Genomic DNA, 24,026 nt, shown 5'->3' on the forward strand with positions numbered 1-24,026 from the left:
AACTGTGAACTCCGTTACACCAGCTTCTCCCGGTGTCTCAAGTCCCATTCATACAAGCCGATACCGGACCCATGGATAGACTCAGCCTCATTGGACTTTTCCTCGCCCTGGCCTCGCTGGTCGGTGGCAGCATCCTCAAGGGCGCCGGCCTGGCGTCGTTGTGGTCGCCTGCCGCCTTTGTGATCGTGATCGTGGGTACCGTGGCGGCCATCCTGCTGCATACCGCGCCGGCGGTGTTCAAGCATGCGTTCAAGATCGTGCGCTGGGTCGTGCGGCCGCCGCACAGCGACCGTCGCGAACTTATCCAGCAGATCGTGGAATGGAGCAACATCGCGCGCCGCCAGGGCCTGCTCGGCCTGGAATCGCAGGTGGAAGCGCAGCGTGATCCGTTCCTGCGCAAGGGCCTGCAACTGCTGGTGGACGGTGTGGAACCCGAATCGATCCGGCACATGCTGGAAATCGAACTCGGCAGCCAGGAACACCAGGACCAGGCCGGCGCCAAGGTATTCGAGGCCATGGGCATCTATGCGCCCACGCTGGGAATCATCGGCGCCGTGCTCGGCCTGATCGCGGTGATGAAGAACCTCGCCGACCCGAGCAAGCTCGGCCACGGCATCGCCGCAGCGTTCACCGCCACCATCTACGGCATAGCCTCGGCCAACCTGCTGTTCCTGCCCATCGCCGCCAAGCTGAAGGGCGTGATCGCCCACAACTCGCGCGACCGCGAAATGGTCATCGAAGGCCTGATCTCGATCGCCCAGGGCGAGAACCCGCGCAACATCGAAACCAACCTCTCCGGCTTCCTGCACTGACATGGCCCGCCGCAAGCACCACGAAGAGCACGCCAACCACGAAGCATGGGCCATCCCCTATGCCGACCTGATGACGTTGCTGCTCGCCTTCTTCGTGGTCATGTACGCGATCTCCTCGGTCAACGAGGGCAAATACCGGATCATGGCCGACGCCCTCACCGATGCCTTCGGTGGTGCGCCGCGCACCATCAATCCGGTGCAGGTCGGCAACAAGCAGGTGCAGGGCGGCGGCTGGGACAGCCCGTCGGTGATCAAGTCCGGCACCAAGATCGGGCCGTCCGCACCCGCACCATCGCACGACCCCACCCTGCTGCCGGCGATGGCCTCGCAGATGCGCATGCCGGTGTCGGTGCACAACCAGGAGCAGATCGCGCGTGCCGAGCGCCAGCTCAACAGCATCGCCGACCGCCTGACCGCTGCGCTGGCGCCACTGATCGATCGCGGCATGATCAGCGTACGCCGCACCGAACTGTGGATCGAAGTCGAGATCAACAGCGACATCCTGTTCCCGACCGGCTCGGCAGCGCTGGACGTGCACGCGCGCGACACCCTGGCCAGCCTGGCCGGCGTGCTGCGCGACGTGCCCAACAGCGTGCGCGTGGAAGGCCACACCGACAACGTGCCGATCGCCACCGCCACCTTCCCGTCCAACTGGGAACTGTCGGCCGGGCGCGCGGCCAGCGTCGTGCATCTGTTTGCCGACCAGGGCCTGCAGCCGTCGCGGCTGGCGATGGTCGGCTACGGCCAGTTCCGCCCGCGCGAGGAGAATGACAGCGCGCAGGGCCGCAACCGCAACCGGCGGGTGATGGTCATCATCCTGGCCGACACCAGCCATTCGGTGGACCCGCTGGGCGAACGCCTGAATGCCGCCACCGGCGCCACCCGTGGCGCCAGCGAACAGGCCACAGCAGCACCGGCCACCGCCCCCACTTCCCCCATCGCACCGGTGCAGTTGCCACCGGTGCCGGCTGGCAGCCGTGTCGGCGCCGCCGTTCCCCCGGCAATGAAGGAGTAATCCGATGCGCATCTGGGCAGTCGCCAACCAGAAGGGCGGAGTCGGCAAGACCACCACCACCCTCGCCCTCGGTCGCGGCCTGGCCGCGCTCGGCCACCGCGTGCTGCTGATCGATCTCGATCCGCATGCTTCGCTGACCCGCGCCTTCGGTGTACCGATCGAGCCGGCACCCACCGGCGTGCTGGAACTGTTCGGCGCACCACCGGCCGACCTGTCCACGCTCAGCCACGCCAGCAACATCGGCGGGCTGGATTACGTGTGCGCGCAGGCCTCGCTCGCCACGCTGGAACGACGCAGCGCCAACCAGCCCGGCCTGGGCCTGGCACTGCAGAACGCCCTCGCCCGCCACCAGGGCCAGCACGACTACATCCTGCTGGACTGCGCACCGACGCTGGGCCTGCTGATGATCAACGCGCTGGCCGCGGCCGATCGCCTGATCATCCCCACCCAGGCTGAGCCGCTGGCCCTGCACGGCCTGGATGGCATGGTCCGCACCGGCGAAATGGTCGAGCGTTCGCGCCGCCGCCCGCTGCCGATCTCGATCCTGCCGACGCTGTTCGACCGCCGCACCCGCACCGGCAATGAATCGCTGCGCGCCATGCAGGACCGCCACGCAAGCCGCGTCTGGGAAGATGCGATCCCGATCGACACCCGTATCAGCAACGCGGCCGGCCTGACCCTGCCGAGCATCGGCGAGGACTACCCGGGCCGTGGCCTGGCGGCCTATCGCCGCGCGCTGAACTGGATCCTCGGTGAGGACGCACGCGCCCTGGAGCAGGCGGCATGAACACCACCGGCATGCTGGATGACTATCTGGACGAGCTGCTCGGCGACATTGCCGTGGCACCGGTCGCACCGGTGGCCACAGATGCCACGCCACGCCCGACGAGTACAGCAGCCGACGGCCAGCGCGAGCCGACCTGGGACGATCTGCCGGCCGAGGTGATCTACGAAACCGACAGCGTCGCAGCGGCCCCGGCCAGTGACGATGCTTCCCTCGAAGCCGCCTTTGACGCCGCCACCGCGCCTGCAACCGACGCCGAGCGCGAGCCGACCTGGGACGATCTGCCGGCCGAAGTGATCTACGAAACCGACACCGTCGCAGCGGCCCCGGCCAACGACGATGCGTCCCTCGAAGCCGCCTTTGACGCCGTCGCCGCACCTGCGGCCGACACCGAGCGCGAGCCGACCTGGGACGATCTGCCGGCTGAAGTGATCCATGAAACCGCGCCCGTGGCTGCTGCCCCTGTCACACCGCCTGCGCCGGAACCCACCTGGGATGACCTGCCGGACGAAGTGATCTACGAAACCGACGCCGCCGACAGCCTCGCGCACACCGATAGTCCCGGGCTGCAGGCCGCGTTCGAAGCTGCCGCCGATGGCGACGTGGTTCCCGCCATCACCGCGCCGGCCGTTTCCACCCCTGCAGCGCGCCCGGCACCGTCAGCGATGCCGTCGATGACCCGCGCCGCCGTAATGCCGCCGCCACGGATCGCGGTCGACACCCCGTCCAGCAACCGCCCCGGCACCTGGCAGGAGCTGCAGGCGCAGGCACATCAGCCCGCCAGCAGCCCGCACCCGCAGAACCGCCGTGCCGGCGAGCGCACCTCGCGCTGGCTGCGCCTGCGCTGCGGCACCCAGGCCTACGCGCTGGAGCTGCTGAAGGTGCAGGAAGTGGTGCTGCCGGTGCCGCTGCTGCCATTGCGCGGTACCGCCCCGGAAATGCTCGGCATCATGAACCTGCGTGGCCAGGTGGTGCCGGTGATGGATCTCGGCCTGCACCTGGGCGCAGCCTCTGCCGAGGATGACGCGCAGACCCGCATCGTCGTGCTCGAAGAGAACGGCGAGACCCTGGGGCTGCGCGTGTCGGCCGTCGAGGACGTCGCCAATCTGACCGACTCGCAGATCGAACCGCCCGATACCGCCCGCATCTGCCAGATATCCAATGACCTGTTCCGCGGCGTAGCCCGTATCAGCCAGCGGCCGATGATCCTGCTCGACGCCACGCAGCTTCTGGGGTGAATCGGCGCTCCGCGTCGATACCTCCCCTAAAGAACCGCCCCGCGGTGCCGTTATGAATGCTGGAACCGTTTGTCCGGAGCAACGATGAGCACTGTCGAACTGGGTGAGGATCTCGGCATCGAGAGCAGCACCGAGCTCAAGAACCGCCTTTCGCCCTTGGTGGCGGAAGCAGGCGAGCTGACCCTGGATGCAAGCCAGGTCGGTCGCATCCATACCGCCAGCGTGCAGGTGCTGTGTGCCTTCGTACAGGCCCGCCGCGAGGCAGGCCTGGGCACCGGCTTCCACGGTTGCACTGCAACCTTCCGTGACGCTGCACGCCTGTTGGGCGTCACCCAGGCCCTGGGCCTGGACGTACCCCATGACAACCTGAAATCTGTGGAGAACGCTGCATGAGCGCACGTATCTTGGTGGTGGACGATTCGGCGTCGATGCGCCAGATGGTTTCCTTCGCCCTCACCTCGGCCGGTTTTGCCGTCGAAGAAGCTGAAGACGGCGCGGTCGCGCTCGGACGTGCCAAGGGCCAGCGCTTCAATGCGGTGGTCACCGACGTCAACATGCCGAACATGGACGGCATCGCGCTGATCCGCGAACTGCGCCAGCTGCCGGACTACAAGTTCACGCCGATGCTGATGCTGACCACCGAATCGGCCGCGGACAAGAAGTCCGAAGGCAAGGCCGCCGGTGCCACCGGCTGGCTGGTCAAGCCGTTCAATCCCGAACAGCTGGTCGCCACCGTGCAGAAAGTGCTGGGCTGATCGCCCCGCACTGCTCCCCCTCTTCGCTTCCGGATCGCCACTGCCATGAGCATGGACCTGCAACGCTTCCACGCCACTTTCTTCGAGGAGAGCCGCGAAGGCCTCGACGCCATGGAGGCTGGCCTGCTGGCCCTGGAATCGGGACAACAGGACCCGGAGATCATCAACTCGGTGTTCCGTGCCGCCCACTCCATCAAGGGTGGCGCCGGCACGTTCGGCTTCGATGCCATCGCCGGGTTGACCCACGTGCTGGAGACGCTGCTGGATGAGCTGCGTGCCGGCAAGCGCGCACTCGAAGGCAACGCCGTCGATGCGATGCTGTCGTCGGTGGACGTGCTGCGTGCCCTGTTGCGCGAGGCCGAGCACGGACAACCCGCCGACCCCGCAGCGGTTGCCGCGGTGAAAGCGCGCCTGGAATCGGTGCTGTCCGGCCAGGCGCCGGCCGCCGCTGCGCCGGCCGCCGCCAGCAAGGTCGACGACACACCGGAAGCCTGGCAGATCGGCTTCACTCCGGCGCCGTCGCTGTTCATGAGCGGCAACGACCCGCTGCGCATCATCCGCGAACTGGAACACCTGGGTTCGCTCCAGGTCGCCGCACGCATGGATCGCCTGCCCGGCTTTGCCCAGCTCGATCCGCTCGAAGCCCACCTTGCGTGGGACCTGGGCCTGGTCGGCAAGGTGCCGCGCAGCAAGATCGAAGACACCTTCGCCTGGGTGCTGGACGACTGCGAACTGGACATCCGTCCGGCCGCACCGCCAAGCCTCGCCACCCAGGCGCCGGCCGCCACGCCAGTGGCTGCCCCCGCGCCTGTCGCTGCCGCACCGACGGCGAGCGCCGGCGCCAGCCAGGAAGCGGAAACCTCCATCCGCGTCAGCGTCGACAAGGTCGATGCGCTGATCAACCTGGTCGGCGAGCTGGTCATCACCCAGGCCATGCTCAAGCAGGTCTCGCACGCGCTGGACCCGGTCCATGCCGAGAGCCTGTTCGCTGGCCTGGACCTGCTTGAACGCAATACCCGCGACCTGCAGGAAGCGGTGATCGGCGTGCGCATGCTGCCGGTCGACGCAGTCTTCCGCCGCTTCCCGCGCCTGGTCCGCGACCTGTCGGGCCGCCTCGGCAAGCACGTGCGCCTGCGCACGATCGGCGAAGGCACCGAACTGGACAAGGGCCTGATCGAAAAGATCGCCGATCCGCTGGTGCACCTGGTCCGCAACTCCATCGACCACGGCCTGGAAATGCCTGACGTGCGTCGCGATGCCGGCAAGGACGAAACCGGCACGATCACCCTGGCGGCTTCGCACCAGGGCGGTCATATCGTCATCGAAGTCAGCGACGACGGATGCGGCCTGAACCGCGAAAAGATCCTGGCCAAGGCGCACGAACGTGGCCTGGCCGTGCCGGACAACCCGACCGATTCCCAGGTCTGGGACCTGATCTTCCAGCCCGGCTTCTCCACCGCCGATGCGGTCACCGACCTGTCCGGCCGCGGCGTGGGCATGGACGTGGTCCGCCGCAACATCCAGGCGCTCGGTGGCGAGGTGCAGATTGAAAGCGGCCTCGGCATCGGCACCCGTACGCTGATCCGGCTGCCGCTGACTCTGGCCATCCTCGACGGCATGACCGTTGCAGTGGCCGGCGAAACCCTGATCCTGCCGCTGGCCTACGTGCTTGAAGCACTGCAGCCGCAGCCGGACGACATCCGCAGCATGGCCGGCGAAGGCCGCGTGCTGCGCGTGCGTGGCGAATACCTGCCGATCCTGTCGCTGAGCGAGTACTACGGCTATGGGCAGCGCGCACCCGGCAGTGAATCGCTGGTGGTGGTGGTGGAAGGCGATGGCCAGAAGATCGCGCTGGAAGTGGACGAACTGGTCGGCCAGCAGCAGGTCGTGGTGAAGAACATCGAGAACAACTATCGCCGCATCGGCGGCGTCTCCGGCGCCACCATCCTCGGTGACGGCCGCGTCGCCCTGATCGTCGACATCGGCGGCCTGGTGCGTTCGCTGCGGGTACCGCAGGCCGCCTGAGCCGCTCCACGCGCTGTGCCTGACCGCCGCCCTCAGGGGCGGCGGTTTTTGTTTGCGCGGGCCGCAGGCAGCAATCGTAGTCACGCGCAACGCGGCTGCGCCCACAACTGTGAACTCCGTCGTCCTGCGCCGTGAACCTGAGCGGGCCCATGGTTTCGCCTGAAACCACGCGGTGACTGCGAAAGCCCCGCCAGTGCTTGCTTTCCGTGGCCCCCCCCTACGCCAGCGAATGTGACATCGGTCCATAAAGTACGGCGCAGCTGCGCCGCTATCTCGGGTTGACGGCAGTCACCGAACCCCCACCCGGCACGACCGTTCCCTCCTGCAACGACCTTTTTGCCCGCGGCGCCGCCGCCGGTATTCTGCCCACCTTGGAGCACCCTGCATGAAGTGGTTCCACGATCTGCCCATCGCCCGCAAGCTGGCTGTGGGATTCACCCTGACCACCCTGATGACCGTCGTGCTGGGTGCGTTTGCCCTGGTCCGCCTGTCCGAAGCCAATGCCAAGCTGACCTCGATGGCGACCAACGACATCCCATCGGTGCAGTACCTCGGTGAAGTGCGCTCGCAGCTGGGTGAGTTCCGCACCTATGAACTGGCCCAGATCAGCATGCTGGACCAGCCGGAAAAGGTGGCCGACTACAACAAGCGCATGAACGACACCGCTGCGGTCGTGCGCGAGCAGCTGGCCGCCTATGCCAAGCTGCCGGCCGGCGACAAGGAGCGCACGCTGTACCAGGCCGTGCAGGCCGACGTCGATGGCTACTTCGCCGCCAATACCAAGCTGCGCGAAGCGGCGACGGCGGGTGATGGCGAGGCCGCCCGGCAGATCTCCGATGAGCAGTCGCGCCCGCTGCGCCGCAAGGCCTTTGAGGACCTGAAGGCGCTGGGTACGCTGCTGGGAACCCAGATGCAGGGCAAGATCGAAGACGCCAACGCGACCCACCGCAACAGCATGCTTGCCATCATCGCCGCCATCGTGCTGCTGGTCGTGGTCGCCGCCACCTTGGCCGTGATCATCTCGCGCGCCGTGGTCGGCCCGCTGGGCAAGGCCGTGCATGCCATCCAGGCGGTTGCCCGTGGCGACCTCAGCGTCACCACCCAGGCCACCGGCAAGGATGAGGCCGGCCGCATGCTGGCGGCCACCGCGGAGATGACCGCGATGCTGCGTCGCTTCTCCGAGCAGACCCAGCTGATGGCACAGATGCATGCCGGCCCCGATATCAGCCACCGCATTCCGGAAGACTTCCCAGGCGTCTACGGCCAGCTCGCCGGCGGCATCAACACGGTGATCTTCGAGCACCTCGATGCGATCCGTGATGCCATCGACGTGCTCAACCAGTACGCCACCGGCAACCTCGCCCCCGATGCTCGCCGCTTGCCGGGCAGTCGCGCGATCCTGCACGAATCGATGGATGCTGCCAAGGCCAGCCTGCTGGCGATCAACACGCAGATCCAGCAGTTGGCCTCGGCCGCTGCCGCCGGCGATTTCAGCCAGCGTGGCGATGCGCAGCGCTTCGATCACGATTTCCGCGTGATGATCGAGCAGCTGAACAGCATGATGCAGGTCGCCGACGGCAACCTGGGCCAGCTGTCGCAGCTGCTGCAGGCGATCGCCGGGGGTGACCTGACCGCACGTATGGACGGCCAGTTCCACGGCGTGTTTGCCCGCATGCGTGACGATGCCAACACCACCGTCGCCCAGTTGACCCAGATCGTCAGCCAGATCCAGGCCAGCACCTCCAGCATCACCCTGGCCGCAGGCGAAATCGCCTCGGGCAACAGCGACCTGTCTCGCCGCACCGAACAGCAGGCCGCCAATCTGGAAGAAACCGCCGCGTCGATGGAGGAACTGACCTCCACCGTGCGCCAGAACGCCGAGCACGCACGCCAGGCCAACCAGCTCGCCATCGGCGCGCATGGCGTGGCCTCGCAGGGCGGCAGCGTGGTGGGTCAAGTGGTCACCACCATGTCGGCCATCGAAGCATCCTCGAAGAAGATCGCCGAGATCATCTCGGTGATCGATGGCATCGCCTTCCAGACCAACATCCTGGCGCTGAATGCCGCAGTCGAAGCCGCCCGTGCCGGTGAACAGGGCCGTGGCTTCGCCGTGGTCGCCAGCGAAGTGCGTACCCTCGCCCAGCGCTCGGCCGCCGCCGCCAAGGAGATCAAGGGCCTGATCGACGAATCGGTCGGCAAGGTCGCCGAAGGTTCCAGCCTGGTCCACCAGGCCGGCAGCACCATGGGCGAGATTGTCGCCTCGGTGCAGCGCGTGACCGACATCATGGCTGAGATCTCCGCTGCCTCGCAGGAGCAGTCAGCCGGCATCGAACAGGTCAACCAGACTGTGGTGCAGATGGACGAAACCACCCAGCAGAACGCCGCGCTGGTGGAAGAAGCCACTGCGGCAGCGCGGGCGATGGAAGACCAGGCCGCGCAGTTGGGCGAAGCCGTTGCACGCTTCCGTCTGGCCGCGCCGAGCGTAGCCAACGTGACGCCGCGTGCGGCGATGGCCCCGGCCGGAAGTGCGCCGCGCAAGGCGGCGCCTGCACCCATCGCCACGCCATCGCGCGTGCGCAAGCCCGCTGCACAGCCGGCGCTGGCCGGCGACGGCGACTGGCAGGAGTTCTGATCGCAGCATCGGGGTGGCCCCGCGCCACCCCGACAGCGGACCGCAGGCGCCTGGCCATGCCGGGCCCCAGCGGACCGCTTGCCCTTCGGCGTCCGGCATGGCACAACGAATCAGTCGAGCGCGTCCGGTGCTACATAAATCCGCAACGCAGCCGATACTTCTTTCGAGCCACGCACCCACACGCGTCGGCGCCCGCCCCTGACCACAGATTCCATGTCCGACGGCCACGACACTGCACCGCCCGAAGTCCATGCGGCCGACGCCGCCGACGATCGCTTTCTGGTCCGCAATCCCCGCCAGGTGCGGCAGTTGCTGCGTTCCCTGATCGAGCAGCGATCACTGATCAACGCCCATATCGACGGCCGCGATCGCTCCTTCCCGACCGCCCTGCTCGAACTGGACGAGGACGAGGACATCCTGCTGCTCGATGGCAGCCCGCAGGAAGCCTCCAACCGCGCCGCCGAACAGGCCGACCACCTGCTCTGCTTCGCCCAGCTGGAACGGGTGATGGTGCGTTTCCGCCTGCACGACCTGCAGCGCGTGGACAACGAAGGCCATGTCGCCTTCCGGGCACCGTTCCCCGAAGAACTGGTGCACCTGCAGCGGCGTGAACTGTACCGGCTGGAAACCCCGATCACCGATTCACCGCATCTGCTGCTGCCGCCAGGCGAGGCCCAGGCCGAAGCGCTGTCGATGCGGGTGGTGGACATCAGTGGCGGCGGCCTGGCGGTGACGGTGCCCGTCGACTGCGCGATCTTCAGCCTGCAACAGCGCTACCGGGCTCAATTGTCGATGCCCGATGGCCCGGACCTGCAGATCGGACTGGTGGTCTGCAACCTGCTGCCGCAGCGCCTGCCCAACGGCACCGAGGTCAAGCGCGTCGGCATGCGCTTCGACGACCTGCCCCGCGGCGGCGACAGCGCCATCCAGCGCTACATTTTCCGCATCGACCGCCAGCGCAAGGCGCGCCGCAACGGCGAGCTCTGACACACCCACAACGGCATCTGCCGGCCAGCGGCCGGCACTACCCATTCCAGGTAGATCCACGCCATGCGTGGATACGGGCCCCAGTAGATCCACGCCATGCGTGGATGGATGCCTAAAGTCCCCCACCACGGGGCCGATATCGAGCCTGACACCGGCACTTCCGGCAGAACCAGGACCCCTCGATGAACGACAAGAACAGCTCCGCCGCCGGCGCCGATGGCGAATTCCTCAGCTTCACCCTCGGTGCCGAGCACTACGGCGTGGACATCCTCAAGGTGCAGGAAATCCGCGGCTACGACGCCGTCACCCGCGTCCCCGATGCGCCGGATTACATCAAGGGTGTCATCAACCTGCGCGGCACCATCGTGCCGGTGATCGACCTGCGCCTGAAGCTGCGCCTGGAAGATGCCCGCTACGACGCCTTCACCGTGATGATCGTGCTCAACGTGGAAGACCGCGTGGTCGGCATCGTCGTCGACAGCGTCTCCGACGTGATCCCGCTGTCGGCCGAGCAGATCCGCCCGACCCCGGAATTCGGCGCCGCCGTCGACACCCGCTTCATTTCCGGCATCGGCACCCACGATGACCGCATGTTGATCCTGCTCGATATCGAAACCCTGCTGGACAGCGCCGACATGGGCCAGGCCCACGTCGTCGAAGACGCCGCCGCCTGAACAAACGGACCTTCTTCACGTTTCTGTTACGCAGCCCTTCAGTTCCCCCCATCCACGCCGATAGGGGGACAGAAGCCGGTCGCGCAGGAACGCGCCAAGGCCGGATCCACCATCACCATCCCCGGAGAATCACCCCGATGAAGTCCCTGCTTGCGTTCGTTTCGGCTGCCGTCCTGGCCACCACCGCTTCCTCCGCCTTCGCGCAGTCGGCCGAGATGATTCCGCCGGAGATGGCACCGCGCGCCGTCGGCAAGGACGGCATGGTCTGCGGCAAGGTCGAAAAGGCCCGCTTCGCAGAAGGTTCCGAAGGCCAGCCGACCTTCCTGTACATGGGCGGCGCCTTCCCGCGCCACACCTTCTCGGCCCGTATCGCCGGTGAGAACCGCGGCAAGTTCTCCTTCCCGCTGGAAACCCTGGAAGGCAAGACCGTGTGCGTGATCGGCAAGATCCAGCGCGACGCTTCGCGTGCGGAAATCGAAGTCAGCTCGCCGTCCAGCCTGAAGCTGGCCAACATCAAGTAATCCGCTGTCCGTCAGACCGCGCCGGCCAGCGTGCCGGCGTGGCTGTTGCAACCGGGCCCAGCGCCCGGCCGCGTCTGCCTTAGGAGATCGCAACGCCCATGCCGTGGATCAACAACCTGAAACTGATGCCGAAGCTCATGCTGACCTTCGGTGTCCTCTTGCTGGTGATGCTGCTGCAGGGCATCGTCGCCTACCGTGGTCTGCATTCGCTGAACAACGTGACCACCGAGCTGGCCGGTTCACGCATGGAGAGCATCCGCATGGCCGGCGAGATGCGCGGCATGCTCGGCGAGTACCGCAACAGCGCCTACCAGCAGCTGATCCGCGCCAGCGACGACGTCAAGGCTGACGCCCGCAAGCAGGCCGCCGAGCTGCGCACCAGCATGGACACGTCGATCAAGGACTATCCGAAGCTGGTCGACAACGCCCAGCAGAAGAAGCTGTTCGACACCTTCGCCAAGGACTGGAAGGACGCGCTGGCCTCCTATGACAGCGTCACCGAGATGCTGGAGCTGGACCTGCCCGACGATGCGATCGATACCTTCGTCGGCGAGACCCGTACCAAGCACCGCAAGGCTGGCGCCGCGCTGGAAGCGCTGATCGCCGAAGACAACCGCCTCGCCCGCGCCTCGCGCGACGAAGCCGCCTCCACCTACTCCGCCTCGGCCGTGCTGACCGTGATCGCCCTGCTCGGTGGTGCCGCGCTCGGCCTGGTGCTGGTGTGGCTGTTCGCCCGCGCCCTGGTCGGCAGCGTGCGTGGCGCCGTTTCGGTTGCCAACGACGTCGCCGGTGGCAAGCTCGATGGCCATATCGACGTCAGCCGACAGGACGAAGTGGGCGAACTGATGCAGGCCATGCAGCGCATGCAGCGCGACCTGCGCGAGCGCACCGAAACCGACCAGGCCATCGCCCGCGAGAACCTGCGTATCCGCACCGCGCTGGATTACAGCTCGACCGGCGTCTACCTGACCGATCCCAGCAACACCATCGTCTACAGCAACCGCGCCCTGCAGCAGACCCTGGTCCAGTACCAGGACGAGCTGCGCCGCGACCTGCCCGACTTCGATGCCCAGGCCTCGCTGGTCGGCAAGCCGGTCACCGTGCTCGAGCACCGTGGCGAGATGGACAACACCCTGCTGGCCAACCTCAAGCAGCATGGCGTTGCCCGCCGCCCGATGCAGTACGGCGATGCCCAGTTCGCCCAGGTCGTGTCGACCATCCGCAACGAAGACGGCGACACCGTCGGCTACGTGGTTGAATGGCGCGACCGTACCCAGGAAGCACAGGTCGAGGCCGAAGTGGCACGGGTGATCGCCCAGGCCGCCGCCGGTGACCTGTCCGGCCGCATCGATGCCAACGACAAGGAAGGCTTCTTCCTGCAGCTGGCCCAGCAGATCAACGGCCTGCTGGACGCCAACTCGGGCAGCATCGAACAGATTTCCGGCCTGCTCGCCGCGCTGTCGCAGGGTGACCTGACCGTGCGCATGCACGGTGACTACCAGGGCGTGTTCGCCCGCATGCGCGACGATGCCAACGCCACGGCCGCACAGCTGAGCGAGATCGTCACCCGCATCAAGCAGTCCAGCCGCGCGATCAGCTCGGCCGCCGGTGAAATCGCCTCGGGCAACAGCGACCTGTCGCGCCGTACCGAGCAGCAGGCCGCGAACCTGGAAGAAACCGCCGCTTCGATGGAGGAACTGACCTCCACCGTTCGCCAGAACGCCGAACACGCCCGCCAGGCCAACCAGCTCGCCATCGGCGCGCACGGCGTGGCTTCGCAGGGCGGTGAAGTGGTCGGCCAGGTGGTCACCACCATGTCGGCCATCCAGGCCTCGTCGAAGAAGATCGCCGAGATCATTTCGGTGATCGACGGCATCGCCTTCCAGACCAACATCCTGGCGCTGAACGCCGCAGTGGAAGCCGCCCGTGCCGGCGAACAGGGCCGTGGTTTCGCCGTGGTCGCCAGCGAAGTGCGCACCCTCGCCCAGCGTTCGGCTGCAGCGGCCAAGGAAATCAAGGGCCTGATCGACGACTCGGTCGGCAAGGTCAATGACGGCTCGGCGCTGGTGCACAAGGCCGGCGCCACCATGGGCGAAATCGTCGCCTCGGTGCAGCGCGTGACCGACATCATGTCCGAGATCTCCGCTGCCTCGCAGGAGCAGAGCGCCGGCATCGAGCAGGTCAACCAGACCGTGGTGCAGATGGACGAAACCACCCAGCAGAACGCCGCGCTGGTGGAAGAAGCCACTGCTGCCGCACGTGCGATGGAAGAACAGGCGGGCCATCTGAGCGAGGCGGTATCGATCTTCGTGGTCGATGAAGCCGAAGTCGTGGTCGCCGCGCGCACGCCGGCACCGCGTGCTGCTGCACCGGCCGCCCCGGCACCGATGGCACCGCCAGCCCGACGCGTCAGCGGCGCTCGCCCGGCAGTGACCGAGATGGCCGATGGAGACTGGCAGGAATTCTGATTCCTGCCCGACCTGAAGCATGAAGACGCCCCGGCCCTGCGCTGGGGCGTTTTTGTTTACGGAGTATCTGACTATCCAGCCAACGGCGAAGCCCCTCGGGGTGGTCGCTCGAAGCCCTAGGCTGCTGAGGTTGGCCGGGAGGGTGGGCTGCGCAGGGGACGCCGTGAATACGTCCCTGTAGGCTCGGGCGCGCCATCCATGGCGCTTACGCCCCTGCGCAGCCCACCCTCCCGGCCACGGACAGTTTCCTTGCGCGTCCACCCCGGATTAAAGAAAGAAAAGCAAAGAGCGGAGCCACAGCTGCGGCGCTTCCGGGGTCAGATCCGTTTTCCGCAGGAAAACGGATCTGACCCCTCTTTCCACTTGGAAACCCAACGCTCTTACCGTCCGACATTGGAATGCCGGATGAGTCGTGCGGGGTGGGCTTGCGGGACCGTTGGCGCCATGGATGGCGCCATCGAGCCCCCAGGGACGGGTTTACGGCGTGTCCCGCCAGCCCACCCCGCACGGCTCCTTCTCAACATCGCAGAGCCGACCAACCGCCATTGCTGTTGCTGTTGCTGTTGCTGTTGCCTCAAAAGCCTGCCGCAGGCAGCGCCGCAGCCGCCGCTGCAAGCAAACCTGAATACGTTCGAACAGCCCACCTCAATCCCCCGCTCCCGCGGCCGATAACGGTCATGTCACCGCTGCTCCCGACCAGCACCGGCGCCTCCACCCACCATCACCCGGGTACTGCTCGATGAATCTCCTGCATCGCTGGCAACACTACTTCAGCAATCTCTCCGTCCGACGCAAGCTCAACCTGCTCACGCTGCTGATCGCGCTGGGCGTGATCGCGCTCTCGGTGATCGCTGCCCGCATGCAGTACCTGGACCTGACCGATACCCGCAAGTCTTCGCTGAAGACCCAGGTCGAGCTGAGCTACGGCATCCTCGACCACTACCACCGCCTCGCCGGAACCGGTGAACTCAGCGAAGAAGCCGCCAAGGCCGCCGCGCTGCAGGCGCTGGAAGTCATGCGCGCGCACAACGATACGTATTACTACAACATCTACGACACCGGCTATCACGTGCTCATGCACCCGTTCCGCAAGGATCTGGTGGGCAAGGACATGAAGGATTTCCGTACCGGCGATGGCATCCGCATCTACTACGACCAGATCGAAGCGGCCAAGGCCGGCGGTGGGTTCGTCGCCTATCGCTGGGCCAAGCCGGGCGAGAAGGGCGAGGTCGAAAAGGTCGCCTACGCCGGCCTGTTCAAACCCTGGAACTGGGTGGTCAGCAGCGGCGTCTACATGGATGACGTGCAGCAGCAGGCACTGGTCTTTACCGCCATCATGACCCTGGCCGGCGGCGTGCTGGTGCTGATCGTGCTGGCCCTGAGCTGGGTCATCGGCAACCGCATCGCGCGCCCATTGAAGCAGGCTACCGCCGTCGCCGAGGGCATCGCTGGCGGCAAGCTGGACAGCCACATCGGCCCGCAGCCGCATGACGAACCCGGTCGCCTGCTCGAAGCGATGTCACGCATGCAGCAGCAGCTGCACGCAGTCATCAGTGGCCAGCGCGAGATGGCGCGCCGTCACGATGAAGGTGAACTCAGCTACCGTATCGACGCCAGCGCCTTCCCCGGCGAATACGGGCTGATGGTGCAGGAAACCAACGTCCTGGTCGGCAGCCACGTGCAGACCCTGCACGATGTACTGAACGTCGTGCAGCAGTACGCCGTCGGCGACCTCAGCAGCGACATCGCCCGCTACCCGGGCGAGAAGGCGGCGATGACCACCACCGTCGACACGGTCAAGACCAATCTGGGCCGCATCAATGCCGAGATCAAGCAGCTGGCCAGCGCCGCGGCCGCCGGCGACTTCAGCCAGCGCGGCGACGCACAGCGCTTCGATCACGATTTCCGCACCATGCTGGAAAACCTCAACGCGATGATGGCGGTCAGTGATGACAACCTCGGCAAGCTCTCGCAGCTGCTGTCGTCCATCGCCGACGGCGACCTGACCGCGCGCATGCACGGTGACTACCAGGGCGTGTTCGCGCGCATGCGCGACGATGCCAACGCCACGGTCAGCCAGCTGACCCAGATCGTTGGCCAGATCCAGCTCAGCGCCTCCAGCATCACCCTGTCGGCCGGCGAGATCGCCTCGGGCAACAGCGACCTGTCGCGCCGCACCGAACAGCAGGCCGCCAATCTGGAAGAAACCGCCGCGTCGATGGAGGAACTGACCTCCACCGTACGCCAGAACGCCGAGCACGCACGCCAGGCCAACCAGCTCGCCATCGGCGCGCATGGCGTGGCCTCGCAGGGCGGCAGCGTGGTTGGTCAGGTGGTCACCACCATGTCGGCCATCGAAGCGTCCTCGAAGAAGATCGCCGAGATCATTTCGGTGATCGACGGCATCGCCTTCCAGACCAACATCCTGGCGCTGAACGCTGCGGTCGAAGCCGCCCGTGCCGGTGAACAGGGCCGTGGCTTCGCCGTGGTCGCCAGCGAGGTGCGTACCCTCGCCCAGCGCTCGGCCGCCGCCGCCAAGGAGATCAAGGGCCTGATCGACGACTCCGTCGGCAAGGTCGCCGAAGGCTCCAGCCTGGTCCATCAGGCCGGCAGCACCATGGGCGAGATCGTCGCTTCGGTGCAGCGCGTGACCGACATCATGGCCGAGATCTCCGCTGCCTCGCAGGAACAGTCGGCCGGCATCGAACAGGTCAACCAGACCGTGGTGCAGATGGATGAAACCACCCAGCAGAACGCCGCGCTGGTGGAAGAAGCCACTGCCGCCGCACGTGCGATGGAAGAGCAGGCCGCGCAGCTGGCCGACGCCGTGGCGATCTTCCGCCTCGACAACCAGGTCGCCGTCGCAGTGAAGGCGGTGACCGCGAAGGTCGCACCGAAGGCCGCCAGCCCTGCGCCTTCGCGGCCCGTGTCGACGCCCGCTCCGATCCGCCGTACCCACTCCAGCACCGTCGTCTCCAACGACGGCGACTGGCAGGAATTCTGATCCTCGCGGTGGCTGCGGCCGCCGCCCCGCCGATGGACACGTCACCCGTGCAGAGCCCTACTCCCACCGTCAGCGGTACGCGCGAATTCGAGTTCGCCGACCGTGATTTCCGCCGCGTCTGCGACCTGATCTACCAGCGCGTGGGCATTGCCCTCGCCCCGGCCAAGCGCGACATGGTGTACGGACGCCTGTCGCGCCGCCTGCGCACGCTGGGCATGCGCAGCTTCCAGCAGTACCTGGACCACCTGGAACAGGGCGACGGTGACGAGTGGCAGGCATTCACCAATGCGCTGACCACCAATCTCACCGCGTTCTTCCGCGAGCCGCACCATTTCGACAAGCTGCGCGAGGAGCTGCAGCAGCGCAACGGGCGTGGTCCGCTGCTGCTGTGGTCGTGCGCCGCCTCCACCGGTGAAGAGCCCTACTCGATGGCGATCACCGCCTGCGAAGCCTTCGGCACCCTGAAGCCGCCGGTGCGCATTGTCGCCACCGACGTCGATACCCAGGTGCTGGCCACCGCCGGGCGCGGTGTCTACAACATCGACCGTGTCGCGGGCCTCGATCCGGACCTGCGCCGCCGCTACTTCCAGCGCGGCAGTGGCCCCAACGAAGGCCAGTGCCGCGTACTGCCGGCGCTGCGCGAACTGATCGAGTTCCGCCCGCTCAACCTGCTGGCGCCGCGCTACGACGTCGGCGGCCCGTTCGACGCGCTGTTCTGCCGCAACGTAATGATCTACTTCGACAAGCCGACCCAGCGCGCGATCCTTGGCCGCCTGGTCAACCACCTGGCCGACGACGGCCTGCTCTATACCGGCCACTCGGAGAACTACCTGCACGCCGCCGATCTGATCCAGCCCTGCGGCCGCACGCTGTACCGTCGCGCACAGGGAGCCGGGGCATGAATGCTGCACTGCGCACCGACGATGTGATGCGCTACCAGGACGCACGCTTCAAGACCATCGCCGCCAAGCTGCTGCCCACCCAGTATCTGGTGGTGGATGACACCACCGCGCTGACCACCACGCTCGGCTCATGCGTGGCCGCCTGCCTGCGCGACCCGGTGCTGAAGATCGGCGGCATGAACCACTTCCTGCTGCCCGAGGGCAACGCCGGCGACGGCGCGCCCGCACGCTATGGCAGCTACGCGATGGAACTGCTGATCAACGACATGCTCAAGCGCGGCGCGCATCGCAAGCGCATCGAGGCCAAGGTGTTCGGTGGCGCCAACGTGCTGAAAGGCTTCACCAGCAATCCGGTTGGCACGCGCAACGCCGAGTTCGTGCGCCAGTACCTGCAGGCCGAGCATATCCCGATCCTCGCCGAGGACCTGTGCGGCATCCATCCGCGCAAGATCTGGTTCTTTGCCGATACCGGCCGCGTCGTCGTGCAGCGCCTGCCGCACGCCCACGAAGCCGAAGTGGCCGCGACCGAATCGGCCGTGCGCGCACGCCTGTCGAAGGCCCCGGTCACCGGTGGCGTGGAGCTGTTCGAATGACCCTGACCGGCAACGCCCCCTGCCGGGTCCTGATCGTCGACGATTCTGCCGTGGTGCGGCAGATGCTCACCGAAATCCTGTCCAGCGATCCGGCCATCGACGTGGTCGGCACCGCTGCCGACCCGCTGCTGGCCCGCGAGAAAATCAAGCGCTTGGCCCCGGACGTGATCACCCTGGACGTGGAAATGCCACGCATGGATGGCCTGGCGTTCCTGGAAAACCTGATGCGCCTGCACCCGCTGCCGGTGGTGATGATCTCGTCGCTGACCGAGCGTGGCGCCGATACCACCCTGCAGGCGCTGGGCCTGGGCGCAGTGGACTTCGTCTCCAAGCCCAAGCTCGATGTGGCCCGTGGCCTGCAGGCCTATGCCGATGAAATCATCGCCAAGGTGAAGATGGCTGCGCGCTCACGGGTACGTCCGCTGGTGCGCGTGGCAACACCGAAACTCACGCTGGATGCCGCCCCTGCCGTGCGTCCGGCAGCAACGCAGTTCCGTACCACAGACCGCCTGATCGCCATCGGCTCGTCTGCCGGCGGCACCGAAGCACTGCGCGTGGTGCTGGAAGGCATGCCCGCCGACGGTCCCGCAGTGGTGATGACCCAGCATCTGCCCGCCAGTTTCAGCACCGCGTTCGCCGAGCGCCTGGACCGTCATTCGGCGATGGCCGTACGCGAAGCCAGCGATGGCGAAGCGGTGCTGCCCGGCCACGCGTACCTGCCACCCGGCGGCAAGCACCTGCGGATCATCCGCGACGGTGCGCGCTGGCGCTGTCGGGTCGACGACGGCCCGGCAGTGAACCGGCACAAACCGGCCGTGGACGTGCTGTTCCGTTCGGTGGCACAGAGCGCTGGCGGCAATGCCATCGGCGCCATCCTCACCGGCATGGGCGATGACGGCGCACGTGGCCTGCTGGAAATGCGCCAGGCCGGTGCCCCCACGCTGGTGCAGGACGAAGCCACCAGCGTGGTCTGGGGCATGCCAGGTGCAGCGTTCAAACTTGGCGCGGCCGAGGAACAGGTACCGCTGGAGCGCATTGCCGAGCGTTTGCTGGCGCTGTCCCGCGGCTGATGGCGCGGCTGTAGAGCCGAGCCCATGCTCGGCTGCTTTTCGGGCCCCGCTCCGGCAAGCCGAGCATGGGCTCGGCTCTACAGGCCATCACGTAACAAAAAACTTCGGCTTTCACCGGGGTTCTTCGGTTCAACGGGCTGCCCGCATCTGTGCTTTGATAGCCGTATTGCACAAGGAATGCTGCGCATGATCACAGGGATATGGAAGGCCGTGCTGGCGGCCACACTGCTGTCACTGCCACTGTCCCCCGCCGGCGCCAGTGGTGATCTGTTCTACTTCGAGGCCAAGCAGGGTGATGTGTTCTTCATGCTGATGCTGGTGGGTCGCGAAGACCCCGGCGCGGTGAGCGTCAACTGGAAAGGCGCGTCGATCCCGAAGTACCCGAACGTTCATCGCCGCTACTACATCGAATTCGACCGCGCAAAGCGCCAGGCCTACGTGCGTCCGCTTAGCCGTGATGGACTGCCATGGTTCGAGATGGACGTCTCCGGTGGCCGGGGCAATGTGCTGTTTGCCGGGAAGCGCCTTCAAGGCACTGCCGACTGGACCATCCAGTAGCAGATAACCCTCGGAACGCGCCCGTAGGTTCTCCGCTTCAACTGCCTGCCGGGCAATGTCCGGCACCGCTACATCACGCAGTCGCGGTTAGGGTCCCGACACCGTGACCCGCACCTTCCCGCGCACCGGTACGCCATCCCTGCTTGCGGCGTTGTAGCGCCATCGATACGCCGCCTCCACGGCCGCCGCATCCAGCGCCGCCGATCCACTGCCGCGCGCGACCTCCACAGCATACGGGCGGCCCTGCTCGTCTACGTCCACCAGCAGCGTGGCCGCACCAACTCCGCGCTCGGGTGGCTGATGGTTCCTAAGCTGCACGGGATGCTGCCGCTGCGAGTCGGCATCAACCGAGGCGTAGGTTTCCGCCTTTTCGGTTGTCTCGGACCTTGACGCGTTGGCCCGGGCGATCTCCAGGAACTGTTCCTGCAGCAGGAGCACCCTGTGTTCGTCAGCGCTCATCCGCGTATCGGCAGACGCTTCATCGGCCCGCGCGTCCTGCTGCGCGATTGCAGCCGGTGCCATAGCCCAGCCCGCCATCATCGCTGCCAGCGCTACACAGCGTCGTCGATCCGCCAACATCCCTGTCCTCCTGAAAAAGCAGGTCGAAGTCTAACGCGCAGCCGTCGCTGCGGGCGCCCAGACGAAAAACCCCGGCTTTCACCGGGGGTTCTTCGTTTACACCATCAACCGATCAGCAGGATCAGGCAGCGACCGTCTTGGCCACGTCCTGGTACTCCTCGATCTGGTCGAAGTTCATGTAGCGGTAGATCTCCGCGCCACTGGCGGCGATCACGCCCACATCGGCCATGTACTCTTCCTTGGTCGGGATGCGGCCCAGGCGCGAGCAGATCGCGGCCAGTTCCGCCGAACCCAGGTACACGTTGGTGTTGCGGCCCAGACGGTTCGGGAAGTTGCGGGTCGAGGTCGACATCGCGGTGGAGCCTTCGCGGATCTGCGCCTGATTGCCCATGCACAGCGAGCAGCCCGGCATTTCCATGCGTGCGCCGGTGGCACCGAAGGTGCCGTACACGCCTTCCTTGGTCAGCTCGGACGCATCCATCTTGGTCGGCGGGGCCACCCACAGGCGGGTCGGCAGGTCGCGCTTGCCTTCCAGCAGCTTCGCAGCCGCACGGAAGTGACCGATGTTGGTCATGCACGAACCGATGAACACTTCGTCGATCTTCGCACCCGCGACTTCGGACAGGGTCTTCACGTCGTCCGGGTCGTTCGGGCAGGCCACGATCGGCTCGTGGATGTCGGCCAGGTCGATCTCGATGACGGCGGCGTACTCGGCGTCGGCATCCGGCTCCAGCAGCTCCGGGTTGGCCAGCCAGGCTTCCATCTTCTCGATGCGACGCTGCAGCGAACGCGGATCCTGGTAACCCTCAGCGATCATCCACTTCAGCAGCGTGATGTTGCTGGTGAGGTACTCGATGATCGGTTCCTTGTTCAGGCGCACCGAGCAACCGGCAGCCGAACGCTCGGCCGAGGCATCGGACAGTTCGAACGCCTGTTCGACCTTCAGCTCCGGCAGGCCTTCGATTTCCAGGATACGGCCGGAGAAGATGTTCTTCTTGCCGGCCTTGGCCACGGTCAGCAGGCCCGACTTGATCGCGTACAGCGGGATCGCGTTGACCAGGTCACGCAGGGTCACGCCCGGCTGCATCTTGCCCTTGAAGCGCACCAGCACCGACTCCGGCATGTCCAGCGGCATGACGCCGGTGGCAGCGGCGAAGGCGACCAGGCCCGAACCGGCCGGGAACGAAATGCCCACCGGGAAACGGGTGTGCGAGTCGCCGCCGGTGCCGACGGTGTCCGGCAGCAGCATGCGGTTGAGCCAGCTGTGGATCACGCCGTCGCCCGGACGCAGCGAGATGCCACCACGGGTGGAGATGAACTCCGGCAGGGTGTGGTGGGTCTTGACGTCCACCGGCTTCGGGTAGGCCGCGGTGTGGCAGAACGACTGCATCACCAGGTCGGCCGAGAAGCCCAGGCAGGCCAGATCCTTCAGCTCGTCGCGGGTCATCGGGCCGGTGGTGTCCTGCGAGCCCACCGAGGTCATCTTCGGTTCGCAGTAGGTGCCCGGACGCATGCCCTGCCCTTCCGGCAGGCCACAGGCGCGGCCGACCATCTTCTGCGCCAGCGAGAAGCCCTTGCCGGTGTCGGCCGGCTGCACCGGCAGGCGGAACAGATCGGTCGGGGCCAGGCCCAGCGCTTCACGCGCCTTGCCGGTCAGGCCACGGCCGATGATCAGCGGAATGCGGCCACCGGCACGCACTTCGTCGAACAGCACGTCGGACTTGACCTGGAACTCGGCGATCACTTCGCCGTTCTTCAGCGCCTTGCCCTCGTACGGACGCAGCTCGACGACATCGCCATGCTCCATCTTCGACACGTCCAGCTCGATCGGCAGCGCCCCGGCATCTTCCATGGTGTTGTAGAAGATCGGTGCGATCTTCGAACCCAGGCAGACGCCACCAGCGCGCTTGTTCGGGATGTACGGAATGTCATCGCCGGTCCACCACAGCACGCTGTTGGTGGCCGACTTGCGCGAGGAACCAGTGCCGACCACGTCGCCGACATAGGCGACCAGGTGGCCCTTCTCCTTCAGGTCGAGGATCTGCTGGATCGGGCCGCGCTTGCCGTCTTCTTCCGGGGTGAACGGCGCATCGTCGCGCTTGTTCTTCAGCATCGCCAGGGCGTGCATCGGAATGTCCGGGCGGGTGGTGGCGTCCGGTGCCGGCGACAGGTCGTCGGTATTGGTTTCGCCCGGCACCTTGAACACGGTGACGGTCAGGCTCTGCGGCACTTCCGGGTTGCTGGTGAACCACTCGGCATCGGCCCAGCTCTGCAGCACGGACTGGGCGTTGGCGTTGCCGGACTTGGCCTTTTCCTGCACGTCGTGGAAGGCGTCGAACACCAGCAGGGTCTTCTTCAGCGCGTCGGCAGCGATGGCGCCGACGCTTGCGTCGTCCAGCAGCTGCACCAGCGGCGCGACGTTGTAGCCGCCCAGCATGGTGCCCAGCAGTTCGGTGGCGCGCTCGCGGCTGATCAGCGGGTTCTGCTCGCTGCCCAGTGCGATCGCGGCCAGGTACGAGGCCTTGACCTTGGCAGCGTCATCGACGCCGGCCGGCACGCGGTGGGTCAGCAGGTCGAGCAGGAACTCGGCCTCGCCCTGCGGCGGGTTCTTCAGCAGTTCGATGACATCGGCCGTCTGCTGCGCGGTCAGCGGCAGGGGCGGGATGCCAAGCGCAGCGCGCTCGGCGACGTGGTGGCGGTAGGCTTCCAACATGACAACTCCCGGGTAATGCGTGAGGTGAATAAAAAGTGGGCTCAGGCTTGCGGCACGATCAGCTTCAGGCCCTTGAAGTAGTCGCGATAAAACGTGTCGTTCCAGGTGATCAGGCCATCGCACTGCAGCAGGGCGTGGGCACCGATCATGAATTCGTCCAGGCCACGGCGCGGGCCGCTGCCGCGCTGGCGATGGCGGCGATGCATTTCACCGGCGCGCAGGGCCGATTTGGCCTCCAGCGCGTTGAAGTGCACGCCCATTTCCTCCAGCGCTTCCAGTACCTCGGCACCGCCGCGCAGGGCAGCGCAGATCTCGGCCAGGGTGGCGCCGCAGACCACCACGCGGCCGCCGACCAGGCTCTGCCGCAGGCAGGCTTCCACCGCATCGGCCTGCGGGCCGTTGCTGAGCAGTTCGACCAGCACCGGTGAATCGACGGCGATCATCACCGCTTACTCCTCGTCGCGCAGGTCGCGCACGGCCGCGTCGGCCGATTCGAAGCCGTCCAGCGAGAACTTGCCGCGGGCGCGGGAGATCGCATCATCCACGCTCTTGCGCAGGATGATCCGGCTGCCTTCCAGCTCTACCTTCAACAAGGTGCCCTTGGTCAGGCCCAGCGCATCACGCACTGCCTTGGGCAGGGTGATCTGTCCGCGTTCAGCAACGGTGGCTTCCATGGGGTACGCCTCAAAAAGTATG

Annotated in this window: 21 protein-coding genes; 17 read left to right on the forward strand and 4 right to left on the reverse strand. The window is 66.6% G+C overall.

All coding sequences use genetic code 11. The features are described from left to right. Positions 1-71 precede the first annotated feature (71 nt). The 17 genes from MRBLST15_RS03380 (at position 72) to MRBLST15_RS03460 (ending at position 20,038) form a co-directional block, all read left to right on the forward strand. Complete coding sequence (locus MRBLST15_RS03380) at positions 72-812, forward strand: flagellar motor protein (RefSeq protein ID WP_108749544.1); 741 nt, start codon at positions 72-74, stop codon at positions 810-812. A gap of 1 nt (position 813) precedes the next feature. Beyond that, positions 814-1,827 carry a flagellar motor protein MotD gene (gene motD / locus MRBLST15_RS03385; RefSeq protein ID WP_265952292.1) on the forward strand — a complete coding sequence of 338 codons (1,014 nt, stop codon included), beginning with the start codon at positions 814-816 and terminating at the stop codon, positions 1,825-1,827. A gap of 4 nt (positions 1,828-1,831) precedes the next feature. Then, positions 1,832-2,614 (forward strand): ParA family protein, encoded by a 783-nt coding sequence (locus tag MRBLST15_RS03390; protein ID WP_180166993.1) that lies wholly within the window; start codon positions 1,832-1,834, stop codon positions 2,612-2,614. Next, positions 2,611-3,849 carry a chemotaxis protein CheW gene (locus MRBLST15_RS03395; protein ID WP_367785227.1) on the forward strand — a complete coding sequence of 413 codons (1,239 nt, stop codon included), beginning with the start codon at positions 2,611-2,613 and terminating at the stop codon, positions 3,847-3,849. Before MRBLST15_RS03390 ends, MRBLST15_RS03395 begins: the two co-directional genes overlap by 4 nt. Before the next feature lie 84 nt (positions 3,850-3,933). After that, positions 3,934-4,242 carry an STAS domain-containing protein gene (locus MRBLST15_RS03400; RefSeq protein ID WP_059064119.1) on the forward strand — a complete coding sequence of 103 codons (309 nt, stop codon included), beginning with the start codon at positions 3,934-3,936 and terminating at the stop codon, positions 4,240-4,242. Continuing rightward, positions 4,239-4,604, forward strand: a complete 366-nt coding sequence (locus MRBLST15_RS03405) for a response regulator (RefSeq protein WP_025878971.1) — start codon at positions 4,239-4,241, stop codon at positions 4,602-4,604. Before MRBLST15_RS03400 ends, MRBLST15_RS03405 begins: the two co-directional genes overlap by 4 nt. A 45-nt stretch (positions 4,605-4,649) precedes the next feature. Further along, positions 4,650-6,629: a chemotaxis protein CheA gene (locus MRBLST15_RS03410; protein ID WP_367785228.1), complete on the forward strand. Its 1,980-nt coding sequence runs from the start codon at positions 4,650-4,652 to the stop codon at positions 6,627-6,629. A 385-nt stretch (positions 6,630-7,014) separates the two neighbouring features. Next, positions 7,015-9,261, forward strand: a complete 2,247-nt coding sequence (locus tag MRBLST15_RS03415) for a methyl-accepting chemotaxis protein (protein WP_312704891.1) — start codon at positions 7,015-7,017, stop codon at positions 9,259-9,261. A gap of 213 nt (positions 9,262-9,474) precedes the next feature. Further along, the gene (locus MRBLST15_RS03420; protein WP_265952288.1) at positions 9,475-10,248 is read left to right on the forward strand and encodes a flagellar brake protein; all 774 of its coding nucleotides are present in this window, start codon (positions 9,475-9,477) and stop codon (positions 10,246-10,248) included. A gap of 182 nt (positions 10,249-10,430) precedes the next feature. After that, complete coding sequence (locus MRBLST15_RS03425) at positions 10,431-10,922, forward strand: chemotaxis protein CheW (RefSeq protein ID WP_367785229.1); 492 nt, start codon at positions 10,431-10,433, stop codon at positions 10,920-10,922. A 137-nt stretch (positions 10,923-11,059) separates the two neighbouring features. Beyond that, positions 11,060-11,443, forward strand: coding sequence for a hypothetical protein (locus MRBLST15_RS03430; protein WP_025878966.1), 384 nt, complete (start codon positions 11,060-11,062; stop codon positions 11,441-11,443). A gap of 98 nt (positions 11,444-11,541) precedes the next feature. Continuing rightward, positions 11,542-13,911 carry a methyl-accepting chemotaxis protein gene (locus tag MRBLST15_RS03435; protein ID WP_312704890.1) on the forward strand — a complete coding sequence of 790 codons (2,370 nt, stop codon included), beginning with the start codon at positions 11,542-11,544 and terminating at the stop codon, positions 13,909-13,911. Between the two features lie 739 nt (positions 13,912-14,650). Further along, entirely contained in the window at positions 14,651-16,915 is a 2,265-nt protein-coding gene (locus tag MRBLST15_RS03440) for a methyl-accepting chemotaxis protein (protein ID WP_367785230.1), read from the forward strand. A gap of 32 nt (positions 16,916-16,947) precedes the next feature. Further along, entirely contained in the window at positions 16,948-17,817 is an 870-nt protein-coding gene (locus MRBLST15_RS03445; RefSeq protein WP_265956123.1) for a CheR family methyltransferase, read from the forward strand. Next, a complete protein-coding gene (cheD, locus tag MRBLST15_RS03450) occupies positions 17,814-18,410 on the forward strand; it encodes a chemoreceptor glutamine deamidase CheD (protein ID WP_230111154.1) in 597 nt (198 codons plus the stop codon). The genes MRBLST15_RS03445 and cheD overlap by 4 nt, the downstream gene beginning before the upstream one ends. After that, positions 18,407-19,480, forward strand: a complete 1,074-nt coding sequence (locus MRBLST15_RS03455; protein ID WP_312704888.1) for a protein-glutamate methylesterase/protein-glutamine glutaminase — start codon at positions 18,407-18,409, stop codon at positions 19,478-19,480. Before cheD ends, MRBLST15_RS03455 begins: the two co-directional genes overlap by 4 nt. A gap of 186 nt (positions 19,481-19,666) precedes the next feature. Beyond that, entirely contained in the window at positions 19,667-20,038 is a 372-nt protein-coding gene (locus MRBLST15_RS03460) for a hypothetical protein (RefSeq protein ID WP_265955627.1), read from the forward strand. Between the two features lie 87 nt (positions 20,039-20,125). On the opposite strand, the gene MRBLST15_RS03465 is transcribed toward MRBLST15_RS03460, so the two are convergent. From MRBLST15_RS03465 to MRBLST15_RS03480, 4 genes are all read right to left on the reverse strand, one after another. Further along, positions 20,126-20,617, reverse strand: coding sequence for a TonB family protein (locus MRBLST15_RS03465; RefSeq protein ID WP_265955625.1), 492 nt, complete (start codon positions 20,615-20,617; stop codon positions 20,126-20,128). Between the two features lie 121 nt (positions 20,618-20,738). Further along, complete coding sequence (gene acnB, locus MRBLST15_RS03470; protein WP_367785231.1) at positions 20,739-23,330, reverse strand: bifunctional aconitate hydratase 2/2-methylisocitrate dehydratase; 2,592 nt, start codon at positions 23,328-23,330, stop codon at positions 20,739-20,741. Positions 23,331-23,371: 41 nt separating this feature from the next. Next, positions 23,372-23,773, reverse strand: coding sequence for a type II toxin-antitoxin system VapC family toxin (locus MRBLST15_RS03475; protein WP_265955620.1), 402 nt, complete (start codon positions 23,771-23,773; stop codon positions 23,372-23,374). 6 nt (positions 23,774-23,779) lie between these two features. Continuing rightward, entirely contained in the window at positions 23,780-24,004 is a 225-nt protein-coding gene (locus MRBLST15_RS03480; RefSeq protein ID WP_025878955.1) for an AbrB/MazE/SpoVT family DNA-binding domain-containing protein, read from the reverse strand. Positions 24,005-24,026: the final 22 nt, after the last annotated feature.

Source organism: Stenotrophomonas sp. LST15-1-1.1, assembly GCF_040815575.1.
In the GTDB taxonomy this organism is placed as follows: domain Bacteria; phylum Pseudomonadota; class Gammaproteobacteria; order Xanthomonadales; family Xanthomonadaceae; genus Stenotrophomonas; species Stenotrophomonas lactitubi_B.